The organism is Stenotrophomonas sp. ASS1 (genome assembly GCF_004346925.1).
GTDB lineage: Bacteria > Pseudomonadota > Gammaproteobacteria > Xanthomonadales > Xanthomonadaceae > Stenotrophomonas > Stenotrophomonas maltophilia_A.
In genome coordinates this window covers 598,966-621,635 of record NZ_CP031167.1, presented here as the reverse complement: position 1 = coordinate 621,635, position 22,670 = coordinate 598,966, and the positions used below count along the sequence as shown (strand labels likewise).

General features: G+C 68.6%; 15 protein-coding genes. All 15 read right to left on the bottom strand.

Annotated elements, in window-relative coordinates; genetic code table 11:
- Positions 1-18 precede the first annotated feature (18 nt).
- Positions 19-858 carry a glycosyltransferase family 2 protein gene (locus MG068_RS02825; protein WP_132809170.1) on the bottom strand — a complete coding sequence of 280 codons (840 nt, stop codon included), beginning with the start codon at positions 856-858 and terminating at the stop codon, positions 19-21.
- A complete protein-coding gene (locus tag MG068_RS02820; RefSeq protein ID WP_132809168.1) occupies positions 855-1,709 on the bottom strand; it encodes a glycosyltransferase family 2 protein in 855 nt (284 codons plus the stop codon). Before MG068_RS02820 ends, MG068_RS02825 begins: the two co-directional genes overlap by 4 nt.
- A gap of 658 nt (positions 1,710-2,367) precedes the next feature.
- Positions 2,368-4,569, bottom strand: a complete 2,202-nt coding sequence (gene gspD, locus MG068_RS02815) for a type II secretion system secretin GspD (protein ID WP_032130125.1) — start codon at positions 4,567-4,569, stop codon at positions 2,368-2,370.
- Positions 4,570-4,578: 9 nt separating this feature from the next.
- Entirely contained in the window at positions 4,579-5,373 is a 795-nt protein-coding gene (locus MG068_RS02810) for a general secretion pathway protein GspN (RefSeq protein WP_132809166.1), read from the bottom strand.
- Positions 5,363-6,082, bottom strand: a complete 720-nt coding sequence (gene gspM, locus MG068_RS02805; RefSeq protein ID WP_049424965.1) for a type II secretion system protein GspM — start codon at positions 6,080-6,082, stop codon at positions 5,363-5,365. The genes MG068_RS02810 and gspM overlap by 11 nt, the downstream gene beginning before the upstream one ends.
- Entirely contained in the window at positions 6,057-7,202 is a 1,146-nt protein-coding gene (locus tag MG068_RS02800) for a PilN domain-containing protein (RefSeq protein WP_132809164.1), read from the bottom strand. The genes gspM and MG068_RS02800 overlap by 26 nt, the downstream gene beginning before the upstream one ends.
- Positions 7,199-8,062, bottom strand: a complete 864-nt coding sequence (locus MG068_RS02795) for a type II secretion system minor pseudopilin (RefSeq protein ID WP_132809162.1) — start codon at positions 8,060-8,062, stop codon at positions 7,199-7,201. Before MG068_RS02795 ends, MG068_RS02800 begins: the two co-directional genes overlap by 4 nt.
- Positions 8,059-8,691: a type II secretion system protein J gene (locus tag MG068_RS02790; protein ID WP_049398128.1), complete on the bottom strand. Its 633-nt coding sequence runs from the start codon at positions 8,689-8,691 to the stop codon at positions 8,059-8,061. The genes MG068_RS02795 and MG068_RS02790 overlap by 4 nt, the downstream gene beginning before the upstream one ends.
- Positions 8,688-9,107 (bottom strand): type II secretion system protein XpsI, encoded by a 420-nt coding sequence (gene xpsI, locus MG068_RS02785; RefSeq protein ID WP_132809160.1) that lies wholly within the window; start codon positions 9,105-9,107, stop codon positions 8,688-8,690. Before xpsI ends, MG068_RS02790 begins: the two co-directional genes overlap by 4 nt.
- The gene (xpsH, locus tag MG068_RS02780) at positions 9,104-9,598 is read right to left on the bottom strand and encodes a type II secretion system protein XpsH (RefSeq protein ID WP_132809158.1); all 495 of its coding nucleotides are present in this window, start codon (positions 9,596-9,598) and stop codon (positions 9,104-9,106) included. Before xpsH ends, xpsI begins: the two co-directional genes overlap by 4 nt.
- 6 nt (positions 9,599-9,604) lie before the next feature.
- Positions 9,605-10,048, bottom strand: coding sequence for a type II secretion system major pseudopilin GspG (gspG, locus tag MG068_RS02775; RefSeq protein ID WP_004142831.1), 444 nt, complete (start codon positions 10,046-10,048; stop codon positions 9,605-9,607).
- Positions 10,049-10,097: 49 nt separating this feature from the next.
- Positions 10,098-11,318, bottom strand: coding sequence for a type II secretion system protein XpsF (gene xpsF, locus MG068_RS02770; RefSeq protein WP_032130133.1), 1,221 nt, complete (start codon positions 11,316-11,318; stop codon positions 10,098-10,100).
- 24 nt (positions 11,319-11,342) lie between these two features.
- On the bottom strand, positions 11,343-13,067 hold the full coding sequence (gspE, locus tag MG068_RS02765; protein ID WP_132809156.1) for a type II secretion system ATPase GspE: 1,725 nt from the start codon (positions 13,065-13,067) through the stop codon (positions 11,343-11,345).
- Between the two features lie 136 nt (positions 13,068-13,203).
- The gene (locus tag MG068_RS02760; RefSeq protein ID WP_032130135.1) at positions 13,204-15,057 is read right to left on the bottom strand and encodes a S8 family peptidase; all 1,854 of its coding nucleotides are present in this window, start codon (positions 15,055-15,057) and stop codon (positions 13,204-13,206) included.
- Positions 15,058-15,214: 157 nt separating this feature from the next.
- Positions 15,215-22,393, bottom strand: a complete 7,179-nt coding sequence (locus tag MG068_RS02755; RefSeq protein ID WP_132809154.1) for an ESPR-type extended signal peptide-containing protein — start codon at positions 22,391-22,393, stop codon at positions 15,215-15,217.
- Between the last annotated feature and the right edge of the window lie 277 nt (positions 22,394-22,670).

Sequence of the window (22,670 nt, the reverse complement as noted above, 5' to 3'; positions counted from 1 at the left end):
GTGGATGCTCTTGCGGCGCTACAGCGCCTTGCGCAGCAGCTTCGGCACCAGCATCAGCGCGTGCGCCCAGATCGCGCCCCACACCGCTACCCGCACCGGCAGCGAACGCTGCCTGGCCTCGAACTTCTGGAAATAGCGCCACAGGCCCTTGTGCTTGTGCCATTCAACGAAGAACGGCCGCGAGCGGCTGGAGACGCCACGAACGTGGGTGACCTGCAGGTCATTGGCGATCGCCACCACTGCTCCGGCTTCGCGTGCACGCCGGCACAGGTCCAGGTCTTCGGCATGCAGACGATAGCCGGCGTCCCAACCTCCGATGCAGTCGAACAATGCACGCGGCATCACCAGCAGCGCACCGGACAGCGCCGGCACCCGCTGCAGCGCCTGCTGCGGGTCACGCGGCACCGCCAGCTTCGAGCCCTTGCCCGGCGAGCGCAGCATCATCAGGAAATCCGGGTCGCGGCGGCGCACGGCTTCGTCGGCATGGCCCTGCTCGTCCACCTGCTCGACACCGAGCAGGCAGTCGCCCAGTCCTTCCGCGCGGCTGCGCAGTGCGGCCAACGTCTCCGGTTCGACCATCAGGTCCGGGTTGATGAAGGCCAGCCATGGGCTGTGCGAATCGGCCACGCCCTGGTTGTTGGCGGCGGCAAAGCCGGGATTGTCCGGATTGCCGACGAAACGCACGCGCGGGTCGTGGCTGGCATGGCGCTGCACGATATCCAGCGTGCCATCCATCGAGCCATTGTCGATCACCCGGATCTCGGCCACGTCCTGCGCCTGGCGCAGACGCGAGAGGCAGGCGTCGATGGTGCTGCCGCTCTGGTAGGTGACGACGATGGCGGCAATGGCAACATTCAAGCAGGAGGCTCCGGCGCGGAAGACGAGACGAACAGGTCACCCTGTTCCTTCGGCATTATCGCCTGCCGCATGCGCTGCTGCAGATCGACACGCAGGCCACGCAGCGGATCGTGCATGAGGAAGTCAGCCAACCGTGGCACCCACCCCGGCCAGCGCGCGGCCAGGGCCTCGAGATCGCCATCACGGCTGACCGCCTCCCCTGCCCGGCTGACGAAGGCGGTCTCGCACAGCACGTTGCGCCATCCCAGGCCAGCCATACGCAGGCTCAGGTCCACCAGTGCCGCGTTCCAACCCACGTAGCTGTCCACGTCCAGGCCGCCGGCACGCCGGCGCGCGTTGCCGCGCACCAGTACCGCGTGGGTGACCGCCGAGGGCAGCTCCGGATGCAGCACCGGCAGCGTGGCACAGGTGTGTGCCAGCAGCGCCGGGTCCTCCGGTTCCGGATTGATCTCGCCCAGCCGCGGCCATGCAGCGGTTTCGCCGGCATTGCACCACGGGGTTGCGGTGGCGATGGCGGCGTCGCGGGCGAAGGCATCCTGCAGCTGCTGCAGCCAGCCCGGCGCGGGCACGCTGTCCGGCGCCAGCACCGCCACGTCCATGCCCTCGCAGGCGCGCAGCATCTCATCCAGATGGGCGACCTCGCCCAACGGCCGCGCGCGACGGGTGTATTCGGCCTGCAACGGCGTATGCGCCAACCAATGCTCCACCACCGCCTGCGCACGCGGGCCGGTCTGCGCGTCATCGGCCAGCCAGACCGCGGTTCCCGGCGCGGTGCCGGCATCCAGCGCAGCCAGGCAGCGGTCGAGTGCGGCATCGTCCACGCACAGCGGCAACAACACGATCGCCCCCATCCCGCCTCCGTGGTTGTCGGTAGCCACAGCCTAGCACTGGGAGGGTATCGGCCGGGTTGCACCCGGCGCCTGCAGAGGCCAGAGCCGAAGCAACAGCAGAAGCCGGCTATCCGTGGCATGGCGGGGTGGGTCCGGTTGCGGGGGACGCCGTTAACCCCCCTCCGGGGTCCGGCCCAGCCGCTGGCGGCTGTGCGTTCGGGCGCTTGCGAAGCAGTGCTTCGCAAGCAAAGCGCCCTCACCCATGGGGGCTTGGCCGCGGCATCCATGCCGCGGCCCCCCCCCGCAACCGGACCCACCCCGCCTTCGACAGTTTTCCGCGATCTGTCGGGCATTGCCTTCTGTAGAGCCGAGCCTTGCTCGGCTCAGATCTCACAGATATCGAAATATTCGATTTCGATGGAGAGTCTTCCACGCATGGCGTGGATCCAGCGTGTCGACCAAGGTCGACACCTACCAACAGCAGCAGGAAACTGTCGAAGGCGGGGCACTGTGGGTTTGCGGGGTGTGAGCCGCATGGATGCGGCGACCAAGCCTCCATGGACGGATTTACGGCGTCCCCGCAAACCCACAGTGCCCCGCCCCCCCTCAGTAAACCCGCTGTTGCCGTTGCTCCAGCTCTGGCCTCTGCGGGTGCCGGGCGCAGCCCGGCCGTAACCCCTTACTTCTTTGCGCGCGGCTGGTTCAGCGGTTCCATCGCGCGGAAGCGCTGGCTGTACTCGTCGGTCAGGGTGCGTGCCTCCTGCCCGTTGCGCACGATGCTCGGCGTCAGCAGCACGATCACCTCCGAACGGCGGCTGGTGCGGCTCTTCTGCCCGAACAGTGCGCCCACCACCGGAATCCGGCTCAGGCCGGGGATGCCGCTGCTGCCATCGGTGCCCGTGTCGGTGATCAGGCCGGCCAGCATGATGGTGTCGCCGCTCTGCACCGCCGCTTCGGTCGACAGCTTCTTGGTGGAAATCCGCGGGTTGCAGTTGCGCTCCTGCGGGTTGCAGTTCTCCGGCACGTTCGAGGCGCTGCTCACTTCCTGCACGATGTCGAGGAATACCGTGCCGTCGCGGGTGACGCGCGGGCGTACCTTCAGGATCACGCCGGTGTCGATGTACTGTACCGAGCTGTAGCTGCTGGTGCCGATACCGGTGTTCACCGTGGTGGTATTGATCGGCACCTTGTCACCCACGTTGAGCGTGGCCTCGGCGTTGTTGCGCACGAACACCGAGGGGGTCTGCAGCAGGCGCACATCGGTGACCTTGTCCAGCGCGCTCACCACCGCCGCGCCATTGTGGCCGGTGAATGCCCAGCCAAGGCCTTCGCCACCGGTCGCGGCACCGGCAAAGCTGCTCCAGGAGCCGCCGGCGGCGGCCGGCAGGGTCACGCCGGCCAATGCGCCGGTCAGCGCGCGCCCGGCCACCGCGTTGTCGAAGAACCAGTTCACGCCGTACTTCAGGTCCCCCTCCAGTGCGACCTCGGCCACCTGCGCTTCGATATGCACCTGCAGCGGCATCACGTCCAGCTTCTCGATCACTTCGCGGATCGAACGCCAGGCCTGCGGGGTCGAGCGCACCAGCAGGGTGTTGGTTTCCTCCACCGCCGACACGCCCACGCGATCGCCTTCCACTTCCAGGCTGACGCTGACATTGCCGGACTGGCGCTGCGGCAGGTTCATGCTGCCGTTGCCGGTGCCACTGGAGCCACTGCCCGGCGTCGAACCGAAATTGCTGCTGTTGTTGCTGTCCATGCCACGATCACCGTCGCTGCCCAGCTGCGACGGCATTGCACCCGGTGCCAGCGAGGCCGGGCTGGAGCCGCCGCGATTGCCGCTGCTGGCGAAGGCTTCACTGAGGCGTTCGGCCAGATCGCGCGCCTTGATGTAGCGCAGCTCATAGGAGAACAGGCGGGCGCTGCCACCGGCGGTGTCGATGCGGTCCAGCCACTGCTGGATCTGGTCCAGGTAACGCACCTGCGGGGTGATCACCAGCACCGCGTTGGCGTTTTCCAGCGGCAGGAAGCGGAACATGCCGGCGCTGGGCGTCTTGCTCTCCTCGCCGAACACCTTCTCCAGGTCGGCGGCCACCTGCTCGGCCTTGCCGGACTGGATCGGGAACACGCCCACCGACATGCCCGACAGCCAGTCGACGTCGAAGATCTCGACGGTGCGCATGTAGTTTTCCAGCTCGGCGCGGGTACCGCCCAGGGTGATCACGTTGCGGCCGCTGTCGACGTTGACGATGGCGTTGGGGCGCGCGTACGGCTCCAGCACCTTCTTCATTTCAGTTGCGGAGATGAACTGCAGCGGGATCACCCGCACCTCGAAACCGCGTGCGCTGGCCGCCGGGGCCGTACTCGGTGCGACGGTGCCGGCCAATGCCTGGTCGGCGGCGACGATGTTGTAGCGGCCGCCGCTGTACACCATGCGGGCATTGTTCCAGCCCAGCACCATTTCCAGCAGGTTCAACGCCTGTGCCGGCGACACCGGCTTGGGCGTGGCCAGGGTGACCGTGCCCTGCACCCCCGGTGCAATCACGTAGTTCTGGCCCAGCATGTCACCGAGGATGGCCTTGACCACCGCATGCACCGATTCGCCTTCGAAATTGAAGGTTGCTTCACCGGTGCTGGCGCCATGCAGTGCCGGAGCCGGTGCGCGTGCTGCTTCGCGGTTGATCATGGTGCCGGTGCCACGGCGGATCACCGCCTGCGGAGCGCCCTGGGCGTCACGGGCAGCATCAGCGGCGACTTCGGCCGCCTGGCCGGCCTCGGCAGTGGGCGACAGATTGCCCTTGCGCTGCACATGCGGTGCGGACACGGTGCTGCAGCCGACCAGCAGCGCGAGGGCAAAGGACCAGGGAAGGAAACGCAGGCTCATGCATTCACTCTATCGGTTGGTGCCATCGCCCGGGGGCGGCGACGGTTGTTGCTGCTGTTGTTGTTGCTGCAGCTGGCGGCGACGGGCCTGGATGCGTTCGCGGATGGCCTGCATCTGCGCTTCGCTGGGGCCGTTGTTGTTGGCAGGCGGTGTGGCGGCCGCCGCAGCCGAGGATGCCGGCGCACTGCCAACAGGCGACGGCGATGCGGTTGCCGCAGCCGGCGGCGGTGCCGGCGGAGCGCCTGCCGGGGGCGGCACAACGATCGCACCGGCCGGTGGCGCACCGTTGGCGCCGCGCAGCACGGTCGGCGGTTCCCCCCCCTGCCCGTTGAATACCGCCAGTTCCAGCACCTGGTTGCCACCGGGGCCGATCACGGTGGCCTGGCGCGGCTGCAGTGCGACCAGCTGCCAGCCGTCGACGGCTTCACCGTTGAGGCGCAGGCGCAGCGAGCGGTTCTGTTCGGTGGTGAAGGTGGCCATGCCGAAGTCGCCGGTCAGCAGCACGCCGGTCAGGCGCAGCGCGGCGCTGGCGGCGGGCTCGCTGCCGCCGAGCAGGTAGGGCTTCGGCCTGCGGTCCTCGGCGAACAGCGGTCGCTCGCCGATCGCGCTGTAGCTGTCGGCGCTGGCCATGCGTTCTGCGGCCAACGGCGGCAGCACCGGCAACGAAGGCACTGCATCGGCATCACCGTCCGCACCTGGCAGCTGGCTGCCCAGACCGAAGCCGGTGGCCAGCCAGACCGCTGCCGCCCAGCCGGCCAGTGCCAGCAGGAAGCCGGTGCGCAGGCTGATCTGCTCAAGCTTCATCGGCCACCTCCTGCCCTTCTTCCGGCGCAGCCGGTGCGGCGGCCGGTGAAGGTGTGGCCGAAGGCGGTTGCGGCGCCGCGCCCGGTTCGGCTGCAGGTGCCGGCGCAGCGCCATCGGCCGCAGCACCGGGCAGCAGGTAACCGGCCAGTTCGAACGACACGTCCAGGCCGAGCCCGGACTCGTTGGGCGACTGCTGGAAGCGCTGCGCGATCAGGTTGAGGTTGTCGACGAACAGGCGCGGGCTGCCGGTTTCCAGGCTGTGCAGCACCGTGGCCAGTTCGGCCACACCGCAACGCAGGCGCACCTGCATGGCCACGCGCACGAATTCGGCGTCACGGCGGTTGTCGGTCAGTGGCGTACGGTTGCTGATGGTGCAGCTGCGGTTGCCCGGGCTGGCCATCGCCACCGCATCCTGCAGCTTCGCGCCCAGCGCAGCGGCCGCAGCTTCGGCGGTGGCTTCGCGCAGGAAGCCCGGCCGCTGCTGCAGTGCCTCGCGGGTGGCGCGCAGGCGCTGTTCGATCTGCGGCTGCTGCTGCAGCTGCGCCTGCACGCGCTGCTCGCGCTCGCGCAGGGCAGCCACGTCGGCGTCGATTTCGCGCAGTGGCTGGGTGAACCAGGGGTGCACCAGCAGCAGGTACGCCAGGCCCAGCACTGCCAGCAGCAGCGCCAGTGCCAGCCAGCGGTCACGGCGTGCGCTTGGCATCGGCATCGGCCGCCTCCCGGGTCGGGGCCGCAGCCGACAACGGCTGCAGTTCGGCGGTCATGGTGAAGCGGTCACGGCCACTGGCGGCGCCATCGGCCTGCAGTACGCCGGTCAGATTGACCTTGCGCCACTGCGGTGCGTCCTGCAGCAGCTGCACCAGCTGCGAGGCCTCGCGGCTCAGGCCGATCAGCTGCAGGTTGTTGTTCTCGATGGCCAGCTTTTCCAGGTAGGTGCCCTCCGGCAGGCGCCGGGTCAGTTCATTCCAGATTTCCACCGTTCCGGCGCGCTGGCTGCGCTGCTTTTCCAGGAATGCGGCACCATCGATCAGCGCCTGCAGCTGCGCGCGTTCGCTGGCGACACCACGCGCACTGCGTGCACTGCGCTCGACCTGCGCACGCAGTTCGTCGGCGGCGGCGCGGCGGTTGTCGAGCAGCTGCAGGGCCGCCAGCACCAGCATCACCAGCGCGGCCGCGGCCAGCAGCACATTCCAGCGCCGCGTCGGGTCTGCCCGCAGCTGGCGCTGCCCCGGTGGCAACAGATTCACCTGCAGGGATTCACCCTCGGTGTCGATGGCATCGACACCGGCCAGTGCATCGGCCCATTCGCCTACGCTGGCCCGCCACGCCTCAAGCTGGCGCAGTGGCCAGGCGATCAGTTCGACCTGCAGCTGGCCCTCGGCGGCGCTCCCGAGTTCACGCACGTCATAGCTGACCTGGCTGGATTCGAACGGCGTCTGGCGGTCGATCTCGAAACCGACCACAGCGCGCAGCCGGTCGGCCGCAGCCGCAGGCAGGCGCAGATGACGACGCAGTACCTCGCTGGCCGGCAGCAGCCACACCCGCGGCAGGCTGCGCAGTCGCGGTTCCAGCACGCGGTCCAGTTCGGCCGGCGACAGCGGCCATGGCACGCTGGCAACTGCTTCGCGGCGTTCTCCGGCCTCTCGCCAGACCTGCAGCTGCTCACCCTGGCGCTGCAGCAGCAGGCGCGCCTGTGCCCAGCCCAGTGCCCACTGCCAACGTGCCGGCACCCAGGCCAGCAGCGATTGCCGCCACCAGCGCAGGAAACGGCCGGCGCCAGGGCCGATCCGGCCCTGCACCTGCCGCACACTGTCCTGCCATGCCGTCATCTTGCTGTCATTCCCTGCTCCCAGCGAAGCACTGTGTAGGACCGCCCGGGAACCCCGCCCGAGCCATTGCGTACCACTGCCTGCAACACCGACCGGCGTCCACTGCCGTCGGTTGCACGAGACTCGATACTATAGGTGCCGCTGCTGCTGGCAAGCGTTGTCGCACCGCCAGCGGTATCTGCGTCACGCTCCTGCTGTGCGCGCTGCGCCAGCACGGTATCCGCATCCAGGCCCAGTGCGGTCAGCACCGGCGCGCTGGCGAACTGGGGATCCGGGCGTGCCTGGCGGCTGTACAGGGTCAGGTGCGGCAGCATGGCCTTGTACAGCGGGCCGCGCATGCCCAGTACCCGCTGCAGTTCACCGAGCGTCTCGAAACGCTTGTTGCGTGGGCCATACGGCAACCCCGCCGCCGCATAGTCCGGGGCTTCGGCACCGCCGCCCGGCTGCAGCAGGCTGTCTTCATCACGCCAGTCGACAATGGCACCGGCCAGCTGCAGGGCTGCCCCTTCGTCTTCGCCGAGCGCCTTGAGGAACGCGGTCAGCAAGGTCACGTCGGCCAGGTTCAGGTTGATCTTGCCGTTCTCGTCCAGCACCTTGATCTCGATGCTGGCGTCATCGAACTGCCAGCGGTAGGTTCGGCCATCAGCGCGCCAGGGCGCCCGCAGCGGATCGGCGGACAGGCGCAGCAGCGCGTACTCCAGGCCGGCGCGCGCCCGTTCCTGGCCGCGTGCGTCGTCATCCAGCACCCGCTGCTGCAGATGCTCGACCCGTGCGCTCAGTGCGAATGCACCGACCAGCGCGGTCATCAATGCGATCAACCACAGCACCAGTACCAGTGCCGCACCGTGTTGCCGGTTCATCGCGCGCCTCCGCTGCCACCGTTACGCGGCGCCACCACCAGCGTCGGCCAGGGCGCGCCCCTGGCCGGGACGATCTTGATCTCCACCAGCATCGGCAGGCGGCGGGTATCGTCCCAGCGCGGCATCCAGTCGCTCACCTGGCCGGTACTGGCATCGATGCCGCGATAGCGCAGTTGTACCGACTTCAGGTTTTCCACCAGCACTTCCGGCGGGCGCGGCGGGTTCTCGGCGATGCGCTCGCCTTCCTGCAGCAGCACCAGGTCCAGCAGCAGGCGCTGCTGGCCATCGCGGCCGTCCACCTGCAGCGCGTGCAGGTAGGGTCCGCCGCGGCCGAGGTAACCCGGCAGATCGGCGGCGAACAACATGCGCTGCTCTTCGCCCTGGAAGAAGATCGGTTCGCGGGTGGGATCGGGTACTTCCAGCGGCGTGCGCAGCGCACCGGCCAGCTGCCGCCGCAACAGCGCCTGCACCGCGCGCATGCGCTCACTCTCGGCCGCGATCTGCTCGCCACGCTGACTGACTGCCATTGCCGAGCGGACGCTGGCGAACGCCAGCGCCAGGCCACCGGCCAGCAGCACCGTGGCCAGCATCACTTCAACCAGCGTGAAACCCGCGGCGCGGCGCTTCATCGCGCGCTCTCCAGGTCCGGCGGCAGCAGGCGCAGGCTGCGCCAGCGCAGCTGCTCGCGTTCGCTGTCGCCCCAACGCACCTGCAGCTGCAGTTCGGCCAGCCAGGGGGCACCGGCCGACTGTGACTGCACGGCGTTGCCGGCACGTGGCTCCACCCACGGCTGCACCTGCAGCTCCCAGTGGTAGCGTCCCTGTTCCCAGTCGCCCTGCTGGCTACCCACCTGCAGTGGCGTGGCGACACCGGTTTCAGCCAGCAGCGACTGCGCATGCAGTATCGCGCGCGTGCGCAGCTCGGCCTCGCGCACCTGCCTGGCACCACCGGACAGACTGCCCAGCAGCAGGGTCAGCGCCAGCCCGAGCAGGGCAAAGGCGATGATCACTTCCAGCAGGGTGAAGCCGCGGGCGCGCCGCCTCATTGCGACCGCCAGGGGCCGGAGCGGACCTCACCGGTCAGCCAGCCCACGTCGATGCGCCATTCGGCATCGTCACGCTGCAGCCGGATGCGGCCACCGCTGGAGCCACCATCGGGATGGAACTCGATCACGCCCTGCCCTGGCGCGGTGGCCAGCTGCGCGGCGCCTTCGAACTGCACCTGCAGCTGTGCCGGCACGTCACCATGGCGCTGGTTGGCGCCTTCCCAGCGCCGCTTTGCCGGTTCGATGACAAAGCGCTGCGGCTCGCCGCGGGCGATCGCCTGCGCGCGTACTACCCGCAGCTGGTTGGCGATGTCCTTGCCGGTGCTGCGCAGCTGCATGCCGGCGAAGCCGCGCGACAGGCCGGCGGCGGTAATCAGGCCGATCGCTGCGATCAGCGCGATCACCAGCAGCATTTCCAGCAGCGACAGGCCTGCTGCGCGCCTGCCGTGCAGGCGCGGGCGAGGCAGCCGGCGCGGCAGGAAATACGTCATGCAGGATTACGGCTGGTAGCGGATGTCGGCATCGACGCTGCTGCCGCCGGCCTTGCCATCCTTGCCGAGGCTGATCAGCTCGTACGGCTGGCCTTCGCCCGGCGCACGGTACTCCAGCGCGTGGCCCCACGGGTCGTTCAGGTCAGCCGGCTTGGCATACGGCCCCAGCCAGCCACCGACACCCGCCGGTGCGGTCACCAGATCGTTGAGCGAGCCGGGCAGCTTGCCGGTATCGATCTGGTAGTTGTCGACCTTGGACGCAACGGTCTGCACCTGCGCCTTGGCGATGTTGGCCTTGCCGCGATCGGCGCCGCCCAGCACGCGGCTGGCGACCAGGGTCAGCACCGCACCGATCAGCACGATGACGATGATGATTTCCAGCAGGCTCATGCCCGACTGGTTGCGCGCGGCGGTGAAGGAAAGGCGGATCGGTCGACGGGAAGCAATCATGGTCGGTCCTTTCAGTTGCGGAGTGTCGGGGTTGCGTAGGGATCCATCGTCAACCGATGGCATTGGTCAGGTCGTACAGCGGTACCAGCACGGCAACGATCACCGCACCGACCACCGAGGCCAGCACCAGGGTGATCGCCGGCACCATCGCCGCCAGCAGGCGGTCGATGCGCCGGGCGCTGTCCTGTTCGAAGGTATCGGCGGCTTTCAGCAGCATGGTATCGAGTGCACCGGATTCCTCGCCGACCTGGATCATCTGCAGCGCCAGGCGCGGGAAACGCTTGCCGCGCGACAGCGCCAGCGACAGGCCGGTACCGTTCTTCACTTCATCCGCGGCGGCTTCCACATCGGCGGCCAGCGCGCGGTTGCCCAGCACGTTGCGGGCGATGCCCAAGGCACCCAGCAACGGCACGCCATTGCGCAGCAGGGTGCCCAGCGTGCGGGCCAGCCGCGCGGTTTCCAGTTCGCCGAGCAGGCGGCCGATGCCGCGACGCTGCAGCAGCCAGCCATCCAGCGCCAGCCGGAAGGCCGGTTGCCGCGCCTTGCGTTCGAAGAACAGCGCAAGTATCCCTGGCACCACCAGCAGCAACACCCACCAGTCGCGCACGAACAGGCCCAGCTGCAGCACCGCGTTGGTGAACCACGGCAGCGCCACATCCAGGCTTTCGTACATCTGCGCGAACTGCGGCACCACGTAGCCGAGCAGGAACAGCAGCGCGCCACCCACCACCACCAGCAGGATGGCCGGGTACACCAGCGCGTTGATCACCTTGCCCTGCAACGCGCGGCTGCGTTCGAGGTAGTCGGCCAGGCGCTGCAGGGTTTCGTGCAGGCTGCCGCCGGCTTCACCGGCCCGCACCATGTTCACGTACAGGCGCGAGAACAACCCATGCTGGCGCTCCAGTGCGGTCGACAGCGGCGCGCCACCGCGCACCACATCGCGGATGTCGGTGATCGCGCGGCGCGAGCGTTCGTCTTCGGGCAACCCGAGCAGGATCGACAGCGCGCGATCCAGCGGCTGGCCTGCACCGAGCAGTGTCGCCAGCTGCTGGGTGAACTGCAGCAATGCCGCACCCTGCAGCGGCCGTTGGCGGAACAGGTTGCGCCAGGTACTGCCACCGATCGCACCGCCATCGGCCAGCTGGGTCTCCATCGGCAGATGGCCCTGGTCCTGCAGGCGCGCGACCAGCTCGGCCTCGCTGGCCGCTTCCATCTGCCCGTCGAAGATCTCGCCGTGCGGATTCAGTGCCTTGTAACGGTAGGTCGGCATGTCAGCCCCGGCGTCCTGCGCGCATCAGCTTTCCTCGGTGACACGCAGCACTTCCTCGATGGTCGTCTGACCACTGAGGGCCTTGGACAGACCATCTTCGTACATCGTGCGCATACCGGCTTCGCGGGCAATGCGTTCGATCTCGCCCATGCCGTCGCGGCGCATCACCGCGCGCCGCAGCGCGTCGTTCATCACCAGGAATTCCATGATGGTGGTCCGGCCGAGGTAACCGGTCGGCGCCAGCGCGGAGGGCTTCGGGCGGTACAGGTGGATCGGTCCTTCCGGCTGCAGGCGGCGCAGCTCGAAGCGTTCGATCTCCTCCGGCGAGGCTTCATAGCGCTCGGCATGGGTCGGCTCCAGCCGACGCACCAGGCGCTGGGCCAGGATGCCGTTGATGGTGGAGGTAAGCAGGTAGTCTTCCACGCCCATGTCGAGCAGGCGGGTGATGCCGCCGGCTGCGTTGTTGGTATGCAGGGTGGACAGCACCAGGTGGCCGGTCAGCGCCGACTGGATCGCGATGCGCGCGGTTTCCAGGTCGCGCATTTCGCCGATCATGATGATGTCCGGGTCCTGGCGCACGATGCTGCGCAGGGCGTTGGCGAAGTCCAGGCCGATCTGCGGCTTGGCCTGGATCTGGTTGATGCCTTCGATCTGGTATTCCACCGGGTCTTCGACCGTGATGATCTTGACGTCGGCAGTGTTCAGCTGGCTCAGCGCGGTGTACAGCGTGGTGGTCTTGCCTGAACCGGTCGGGCCGGTCACCAGCAGGATGCCGTGCGGCTGTTCCAGCACCTTGCGGAACTGCGGCAGGAAGGCGTCAGTGAAACCGAGACGATGGAAATCGAACACCACCGTTTCGCGGTCCAGCAATCGCATCACCACGCTTTCGCCGTGCGCGGTCGGCACCGTGCTCACGCGCAGGTCCAGCTCCTTGCCCTGCACGCGCAGCATGATGCGGCCGTCCTGCGGCAGGCGGCGCTCGGCGATGTTGAGCCGGGCCATGATCTTGATGCGGCTGATCACCGCAGCAGTGAGGTTGGCCGGCGGGCTTTCGCCTTCCACCAGCACGCCATCGACGCGGTAACGCACCTTCAACCGGCTTTCGAACGGTTCGACATGGATGTCCGAAGCGCGCAGCTCCACTGCACGCTGGATCACCAGGTTGACCAGGCGGATCACCGGCGCTTCCGAGGCGAGGTCACGCAGATGCTCGATGTCATCGACCACACCGCCCTCGCCATCGGCGGTTTCGACGATCGCGCCCATCGCGCTGCGGCCCTGGCCGAACCAGCGTTCGACCAGGTCATCAATTTCTGCGCGCATGCCCAGCACCGGTGTCACCGGTACACCCAGTGCCAGCTGCACGGCCTGCTGCGGATAAGGATCATGGGCATCGGCCAGCCACAGCCGGACCCCCTGTTCATCCAGCGCCAGCGGGCAGACATGGAACTGCTTGAGGAAGCGCAGCGACAACGGCAAGCCTTCCGCCAGCCCTTGTGGCGGTGCTTCCGGCAGCTGTTTGCCTTCCAGCAGCGGCAGCCCCAGCACTTCGGCGCTGGCCTGGGCCTGGTCACGCTCGGACACCAGCCCCAGCCGCACCAGCAGGCCCAGCAGGCTACCGCCGGCCTCTGCGTGCAGCGGCCGCGCACGTGCCAGATCGCCTTCCTTCAGCCGGCCGCGCGCCAGCAGCGCATCCAGGATGCGGCCTTCAGCGTCGTCGGCAGCGGCGGTAGCAGCAAGCGCGTTCACATGACTCTCCTGTCAATCGGCTCGACTTTAACAGTTAAGCCATGATTTCCGCCGCCCCTGCGCCACCTTTCGTAAAAAGACGAAGCCCGTCACATGGGATGACGGGCTTCGGCCATTCAACTACGACAGTTCAAGCTTACTGCGTGGCGAGAATGCTCACCCCGTTGTAGGCCGCTTCACCCACCACCTTGATGTAGTAGGTGGCCGCCACCGGCTTGGTCACCCGCACCGTCTCGGAGGTGCCCGGACGGGTCGACTTGGCGTCGTTGTCGCTGGCACTGGGCTCACGGCCTTCAGCCACGTAGACCGAAACGTTGCCGGTGCCACCGTAGGTGATCACGCTGAACTGCTTGCCGGCAGCCGCTTCGAAGCTGTAGAGCTTGCTGCTGCCGGCCGCACCGGACAGGCCACCGACGGCGGCCTTGTTGGTCAGCGGTGTGGCCACCGGCCCGCAGTTCTCGGTGCACGGTTCTTCCAGTGCCTTGGCCAGCGCAGCCTTGGCGTCGAGGATGCCGGTACCGATCGGGGTGGCCGCCGGGATGGCGACCGGGAACGGACGTGCGGTTTCCTTCAGCAGGGTACGCATCGCGGCCGGGGTCAACGGATCCTTGCCCTTGGCGATCAGCGCGCTCTGCACCAGTGCGGCAACGGCGGCCACATGCGGCGAAGCCATCGAGGTACCGCCCATGCCCATGTAACCCGGCGTGCCCGATTCCGGCGTGGTGGCCGCATTGGAGCCGGTCTGCCAGATGTAGCCACCCGGGTTGCCGTCGACACTGCCGCCGCCACCCGGACCGGACAGGTCCACGCGGGTGCCGTAGTTGGAGTAGTAGGTGATGCCGCCGGTGATGCGCGTGGCACCCACGGTCACCACGCCTTCGCAGCTGGCCGGACGGTACTTGGATGCGTTGTCGGCTTCATTGCCCGCCGCGACCACCACGGTGGTGCCACGCGAGATCGCGCCATTGATGGCGTCCTGGTAGGTGCTGCCGCAGGTACCGCTGCCGCCCAGGCTCATGTTGATGATCTCGGCCGGATTGGTGTTGGCCGGAATACCGGTCACCGTGCCACCCGATGCCCAGACCACCGCGTCGGCGATGTCGGACAGGTAACCGCCGCACTTGCCCAGCACACGTACCGGCAGCACCTTGGCCTTGTAGGCGACACCGGCCATGCCGACGCCGTTGTTGGTCTGCTCGGCCACGGTGCCAGCGACGTGGGTGCCGTGCCAGGAACTGTCCTCGGCCAGCGAGCCGTCATAGCACTCGTTGTCGTTCTCGACCCAGTCACCGTAGTCCTGCGCACCCGGCACACGATCGTTGGTCGGGCGCCGCGAGGTCTCCGCATCGCTGATGAAGTCGTAACCTTCCAGCAGGTTGCCGACCAGGTCCGGATGCTGCGGCAGGATGCCGGTATCGATCACCGCCACCACGATGCCCTCACCCTGCGAGACATCCCATGCCGCCGGTGCGTTGATGCCGCCGACGGCGTTGTGCAGGTGCCACTGGTTCTGCTGGTAGAAGGGATCGTTCGGCACCAGCGCCGGCTGTACGTTGCCGGCACGCAGCTCGGTGCGGCGCAGCTTGACGTCGGCTTCGGCGTACTGCACCGACGGGTCGGCCTGCAGTTCCTTCAGCACACGCTGCAGTTCGGCCGGGGCCAGGCGGCCCTGCACGCGGATCAGGTCCGCACCGGTAGCGAGCTTGCGTACCACCTGCGGGCCGAGGGTACTGGCACGTGAGGTACCGCCGGAGAGGCTGGCCCGGGTCAGCGCCGACTGCACGGTGGACAGCTTCGCCGAGCGGTCGGTGGCGGCGGCAGCGCCGGCCCGGTACTTGACGATGATGCGCTCGGCGCCCGGCTGGGCGGTGCTGGCCTGGCGCACCGGTTCGCGGGTCGGCAGGCCGGCGGCGTGGACGGCACCGACGGCCGTCATCGACAGCACGGCGGCGGCAAGCACATTGATGCGAAGGTTCTGCTTCTTGATCACGTCGAATTCCTCTTCTGGGTCATGGATCGAACCAACACTGCGGCCATCATTCCTTGACGACTCCCGGCCGGCCCAGCCGGGATTGCCGTGACCTCCCCCCAGGCCCTCATTGCAGGTGCTGCGCCGGCGTGGGTGGCCGCCGGCGCGATGGAGTGGCTTACCAGCCGAAGCCGGCACCGACGCCAACCGAGCTGTCGTCGCTGCTGAAAGCACCGCCGAAGGTCACCGTGGCGCGATCGCTGATCGCACGCTGGTAGCCCAGCGACAACGCCGACTCGCCGCCCTGGAAACCAATGCCGACGCCGACCCGGTTCTGGGTGCGGATACCGGCGGCACTGGTGGCCATGTTGAGCATCGCCGCGCTCATCGCACCCTGGCGGTCGATGCGGCGATCCATGTGGCGCAGGCGTCCGTCGATCTCGCCCTTGAACACATCGAAGCTGTCGGCGACGGCCTGGACGCGGCTGTCGGTGTAGCTGTTGGCCGTGGCCATGCCACGGTCGAGCTGGCCCTTGTTGACCGCATCGGTGGCCGTGGTACCCGCCGCCACATTGGTGACCTGGCGCTCGTTGCCTTCACTGCCCACCGAGACCGTGTTGGCACGATCGGCAACCGAGCCCTGGCCCAGCGCCACGGCATTTGCCGCAGTGGCATTGGCGCCCTGGCCGATGGCCGTGGACGAAGCGCCACTGGCGACGGCGCCCTCGCCCATGGCGACGGCATTGAAGCCCGTCGCGGGAGTGCCAACCGGAATCCCGGCACCGGCGGCAGCAGCGGTCGGCGTGCCCTGCACACGCGCGGTGCTGGCCGGTGCCGCGTCGGCCGTTGCAGGTGCATCAGCGGTGCTTGCCAGCGGGCTCTCATCCAGCGAGGCACTCATCGCGCGCAGGTTGGCAGTCCCGGCACGCGAGCCACCGGCGGTTCTGCGGTCGATCTCGCTGACCTTGCGGTCCAGCGCGCCGAGCGCATCGCCGACGTTGCTGTAGGTGGCGCCCTGGATCACGTAGTTCGGGGCCACGAACACACCCTGCATGCCGACGCTGGCACCACCGCCGAGGAAGCTGGCGGCATCGCTGAGCGACTGGAACAGCTGGCCGCCGTTGATCGCCTGGCGACTGCCCGCGGCAATGCTGCCGGCACCGACGTTGTCGATGGTAGTGCCCTGGAAACCGGACAGGGTCAGGCGGTCACGGCTGGCGTCGTCGTAACCGACCGCGCTGGCCGCGGTGGTTTCCACGGTGGCGATGCGCGAATCGAAATCGCCCACGCGCGTTTCCACCGCGCCCACCCGCTGGTTGGTGACGTTGAGCTGGGAGCCGGTGATGGCATCGCTGCTGCCGGCGGCGATGCGGCCATCGGCCACATTGACGATGCGGCGCGTGGCTGGACCATCGGTGCCATTGCCACCGCCGACCGACACCACGTTGGCATCGAGCGCACGCGAGCCTGCACCCAGCGCCACCGAGTTGGCACCGGATGCGCCGGCACTGTTGCCCAGTGCAAGTGCACCGTTGCCGATCGCCATCGCGTTGGCGCCCAGCGCATTGCTGCGTGCGCCGCTGGCACTGGCCGCCGAACCGATCGCGGCGGCATCACTGCCGCTGGCGCTGGCGATACCTGCGCCGGTGGCCTTGACGTAACGTGCCGTGCCATCGGCGGTCGCTGCGACCGCATCAAGCTGGCCGCGATTGACCGCATCGGTGCGCTCGGTACCGGCAGCGACGCGGGTGATCTGACGATCACTGGTGCTGCTGCCCACCGACACGGTGTTGGCACGGTCGGCCACCGAGCCTGCGCCCAGTGCGATGCTGCCGGCCGCCGACGCGTTGGCACTGACACCCACCGCAGTGGCATTGGCGCCGGTGGCCTTGCTGCCGTAACCCACTGCAGTGCCAAGGCGACCACTGGCTTCGGCATAGCTGCCCAGCGCCGAAGCGCCGTCGGCCGAAGCATTGGCGCGGAAACCACTGGCCTGCGACTGGGTGCCGCTGGCCGTGGCCTGCGCGCCGCTGGCAGTGCTGTAAGCGCCCTTGGCCTGGGCGCCGGCGCCGGTAGCACTGGCGCCGAGTTCGCTGGCGCTGGCGCCACTGCCCACGGCTACGCTGTCGACACCAGCAGCCTGCGCCGCGTTGCCGAGCGCCGCCGCATTGTTGCCGGTGGCCAGCGCATCGAAGCCCACGGCCGTGGCATTGCCGGCCATGGCATTGGCACCACTGCCCAGCGCGGTGGCGCCGTTGCCGATGGCGTTGGCCGCGTTGCCGGCGGCCAGTGCGTTGTCACCGTCCACCAGGGCACCGGCCTCGCCATCGGCATTGCCGCTGGCCTGGAACTGCCGGCTGGTCTTGTCGGCGACGCTGGCGACTGCATCCAACTGGCCCTTGTTCACCGCATCGGTGGCTTCGGTACCGGCTGCGACATGGGTGACCTGGCGCTCACCGCCCGCCTTGCCGACGGCCACCGTGTTGTCACGGTCGGCCTTGGAGCCGGCGCCGAGCGCGACGCTGTTGCTGCCGTTGGCGGTGGCATTGGCACCCAGCGCGGTGGCACTGCTGCCTGCCGCCCACGAATTCCAGCCAATGGCGGTCGCGTAGTCTTCGGTGGCCCACGCGCCCGCACCGAATGCCGCGGCACCGGTGCCACTGGCACGCGACGGGATCAGGCCGAAGAAGGTGCTGCCGCCGATCGCCACGCTTTCTTCGCCACTGGCTTCGCTGGACTGACCGACCGCTACTGCACCGGTACCGGCGGCGGCGGCACCGAAGCCGACCGCCGTGGTGTTGGCGCCACTGGCCGCCGAACCGTAGCCCAGTGCCGTGCCGAGCCGACCGCTGGCTTCGGCATAACCGCCGACAGCGGTAGTGCCATCGGCGGACGCTGCGCTGCGGAAGCCGCTGGCCAGTGCCTGGGTGCCGCTGGCATTGGCTTCGGCGCCGCTGGCGGTGCTGTACGCACCACTGGCCTGCGCACGCGCACCGGTGGCTGTGGCGCCCAGTTCACTGGCGCTGGCGCCGGTACCGAGCGCCAGGCTGTCTTCGCCGGTGGCCTGTGCCGTGCTGCCCAGGGCAGCCGCGTTGCTGCCGGTGGCCAGCGCATCGATGCCTACCGCCGTGGCGTTGGCCGCGAGCGCATTGGCACCACTGCCCAGCGCGGTGGCGCCGTTGCCGATGGCATTGGCGGCGTCACCTGCGGCCAGCGCGTTGTCGCCCTCCACCAGCGCCCCGGTTTCACCATCGGCATTGCCGCTGGCCTGGAACTGCCGGCTGGTCTTTTCCGCTGCCGCGGCTACGGCATCGAGCTGATTCCTGTTGACCGCATCATTGCCCTGGGTGCCGTCGGCCACGTTGGTGATCTGGCGGGTATTGCCGCCGCCGCCCACCGACACGGTGTTGTCGCGGTCGGCAATCGAGTCCGCACCCAGCGCCACGCTGTTGGCACCGCGCGATTCGGCGGCGTTGCCCAGTGCGGTGCTGTTGATGCCCCCCGACCAGGCGCCACCACCCACCGCAGTGGAGTAGTTGCCCGATGCCTCGGTGGCCAGCAGACCGAACAGCGAGCCGCCAACGGCGACACTGTTGGTGCCGGTGGCCAGGCTGCCCTGGCCGGTGGCGGTGCTGTAGGCGCCGGACGCTTCCGAGTCGCCACCCACGGCCACGCTGTTGGAGCCGGAGGCGTTGGCGAAGTTGCCGAACGCGGTGGCGTTGAACGCCGAGGCCTGTGCGTAGCCACCGATGGCGGTGCTGTAACCGCCGCTGGCTTCGGCACCGATACCGAAGGCCGCCGACGCCGTACCACTGGCTACGCTCTCGCTACCGACAGCGGTGGCCGCGTCACCGCTGGCATTGCTGAAGTAACCCACAGCCACGGCTTCTTCGCCGGACGCTTCGGACAGCACGCCATTGGCAGTGCTACCGGCGCCGCTGGCGATGCTGGCCGCACCGAACGCCGCGCTCTGCTCGCCGCTGGCTTCGCTTTCCGCGCCATGCGCGGTGGCGTACTCGCCCGTGGCCTGTGCGTTGGCACCAACAGCGCTGGCGTTGGCTGCGGTCGCCAACGCATTGAAGCCCAGCGCCTGTGCGTTGCTGGCCAGCGCATTGGCGCCGCTACCCAGTGCGGTGGCGCCGTTGCCGATGGCGTTGGCGGCATCACCGGCCGCCAGTGCGTTGTCACCTTCCACCAATGCACCGGCTACGTCGTCGCCGTTGCCGCTGGCCTGGAAGAAGCGGCTGGTGGTGGTGGCCGTGGTCGCCACCGCATCCAGCTGCGCCTTGTTCACCGCATCGGTGGCCTGGGTGCCGGCGGCGACGTTGGTGACCTGGCGTTCGTTGCCGGCGCTGCCCACCGACACCGTGCGCGCGCGGTTGGCGACCGAACCGGCACCCAGCGCGACCGTATTGCTGGCGCTGGCATTGCTGCCCGCACCCAGCGCGATCGCGCTTTCACCACCGGCTACCGTGTTGGTGCCGATGGCGATGCTGTTGATGCTGTTGCCCAGCGCCTGGAAGCCCAGCGCCACGCTGTTGTCGCCATAGCCGAAGGCACCACGGCCGACCGCTGTGGAGCTGGCGCCGTTGGCCCAGCTGTTGTAACCGATGGATGTTGCGCCGCTGCCACTGGCCCAGGCCGCGTTGCCGAACGCCGAGGCATTGGTGGCAGTGGCCCATGCACCCGAACCGAATGCTGCTGCGCCACTGGCAGTGGCCCAGCTGTATCCGCCTACTGCGGTGCTGTCATCGCTGCTGGCGAATGCGCTGTCGCCGACCGCAACCGCATAGTTGCCGGTGGCGCGCGACTTGCCGCCTGCGGCGAAGCTGTTGTCACCACTGGCCTTGGCCGCGTTGCCGAAGGCGCTGCTGGCAGCCCCGGTGGCCTGCGCACCGCTGCCGACTGCGGTGGCATCGGCAACAGCGGTGGTGCCCACCTGCTGCGCCGTGCCATCGGCACCGATGATCGGCTGGTTGAACTCGTCGTAGGCCTGGCCGAGGCCACCGATGGCGACACCGCCATTACCGGTGGCCGCGCTGTTGCGGCCCACGGCCACGCTGTCATCGCCGATGGCCGACGCGGCAGCACCATGTGCAATGGCACCTGCGCCGATCGCATTGCTCGACGAACCCACAGCGATGGAGCCTTCGCCATCAGCCAGTGCGCCAGCATCACTGCCCGCCTCCGGCTGTGCCTGGAAGAAACGCGCGGTGGTGTCGGCAGTGCCGGCCACGGCGTCGAGCTGGGCTTTGTTCACCGCATCGGTGGCTTCGCTGCCCGCAGCGACGCTGGTGATCTGCCGCTCGTTGCCGGCGCTGCCGACGGCCACGCTGTTGGCGCGCACCGCTTCGGAATTCGCGCCGAGTGCCACACTGTTCGCGCCGCGTGCGGTGGCGTAGTAACCCACGGCCGTGCTCTGCGCTCCGCTCGCCCAGGTCTGCGCGCCCAGGGCACTGGCGTTCTCGCCCGGTGCATAGGCGAAGTAGCCGACCGCGGTCGCTTCGGCGCCGGAGGCTTCGCTGAGGCTGCCGTTGGCCACGGCACGGTCGCCACTGGCGATGGCACCGGCACCGACGGCGGTGGCGGCTTCGCCACTGGCCTGAGTCTGCACGAAGAAGCCCAGGCCGGGGATCAGGTCAGCCGGACCACCGATGGCGACGCTGCTGGTGCCCGTCGCGTTGCTCTGCGTACCCAGCGCGGTGGAGTAGTCACCGATGGCATTGGCCACGGCGCCGAAGGCCGACGCCTGCGCACCGGCCGCATAGGCGCCGACGCCGTAGGACGACGCCGCAAAACCACTGGCTTCGGCACTGGCGCCGACCGCAGTGCCGCCGACGCCTGCGCTGGTTGCGCCGGTTTCCACCGGCACGCCGCCGCTGGTGATCAGCGGGTTGCCATCGGCATCCACCGCAGCGCCACCCACGGCAACGCTGCCTGGACCGTTGGCCTGCGCGTTGTTGCCGAACGCGGCACTGTTCTGGCCCGAGGCCAGCGCGTTGTTGCCAACGGCAGTGGCGTTCTGCGCGACGGCGGTGGCGCCGGCACCGACTGCAGTGGTGCCGTTGCCGATGGCATTGGCAGCCTCGCCGGCCGCCAGCGCCTCGTCGCCCTCGGCCAGTGCACCGGCATCGCTGTTGCTGCTGCCATTGGCCTGGAAGCGCTTGGCGGTGGCATCGGCCACGGCGGCGACGTCCTTCAGCTGACCGACATTGACTGCATCGTTGTCTTCGGTGCCTGCGGCCACGCTGGTGATCTGCCGGGTCAGCCCGTATTCGGCGGCACCAACGGACACGGTATCGACGCGGTCGGCCAGCGAGCCCGCGCCGAGCGCCACGCTGCCGGTGGCCACCGCCGCGGAATTCGAACCCAGCGCGGTGCTGTATTCACCGACGGCGGTGCTGAACGCACCCACCGCGATCGATGCTTCGTTGGCTGCGGTAGCGCCGCGGCCCAGCGCGGTGCTGCCCGGGCCCATCGCCACGGCACCGCCGCCAACAGCGGTGGCGCCATCGGCAGTCGCTTCGGACAGCGCACCCAGCGCGGTGGCCGCGCCGTTCTCGCTGGCGGCGGTCGCGCTTGCGCCAACCGCGGTGTCGCCGAGACCGAAGGCCGCAGCGCTCTGCCCGACCACCACGCTGGCATCGCCGATTGCCAAGGCGCCCTGGCCGAACGCGCTTGCGCCCAGGCCCGCGGCAATGGCCTGGGTACCGATGGCAGTGGTGGCATTGGCCAGCGACTGTGCGCCGGCACCGGCCGCGACTGCGCCCTGCCCGTCGATCTTCGCCGCGTCGCTGTCATCGCCTGCGCCATCGGCCTTGAAATAACGATTGCCGTCTGCGGCGACATCGGCCAGCGCGGCCTGCGTGGCGCGCGCCTGCGCGTCCAGCTGCGCCTTGTTCACCGCATCGGTGGCCTGGCTGCCTGCGGCAACATTGGTGATCTGCCGTTCCTTGCCGGTATCACCCACGGACACCGTGTTGGCACGCGTGGCCTTGGAGCCGGCGCCCAGCGCTACGCTGTTGGCCGCACTGGCGCTGCTGTTGCTGCCGATCGCCACCGCGTTGCTGCCCTTGGCCGTGGCCGAGCCTTCGATCAGGCACTTTTCGAGCAGCTTGCCGCTGAATGCCACGCAGGTGGCGCTGCCGCCGATCTGCACCGACTGTGCTGCGGCGATACCGCTCATGCCCAATCCCAATACCAGGCCCAGTGCCATCGCCAACCTTGCGGGCGCAGCCTGCGTTGCATCGCGGCGCTGGTCGACGACCCCGCCGCCGCTGTCGGAGGAGGCCAGTTCCGAGGCCACCACCAACTGACCCAATGCTTTGTTCCAGACCTTGCGATAAATCCGATTCATCGGTACGGCTCCTGATTGGACTGGTTTTGGGCAAAGCAACGCCACCGCTGGGCTTTCCGGCCCAACGTCCCCTGGGGGCGTTTATTCGCGTGATTTACTGCGGGGTATTGCCGAACGGCGCGCAGCGACAGAAAACCGAGCGCGTGCGCCAAGCGGTTACTGCGAAATGAATGATTCTGAAACGGGGTTCAAGTGTTAACGGCAACTTTGCAGATCGTCAAGACTTTGACACAGCAAATCCTATTGCCGTGAAGCACATCACTATTTCACGTGTTTA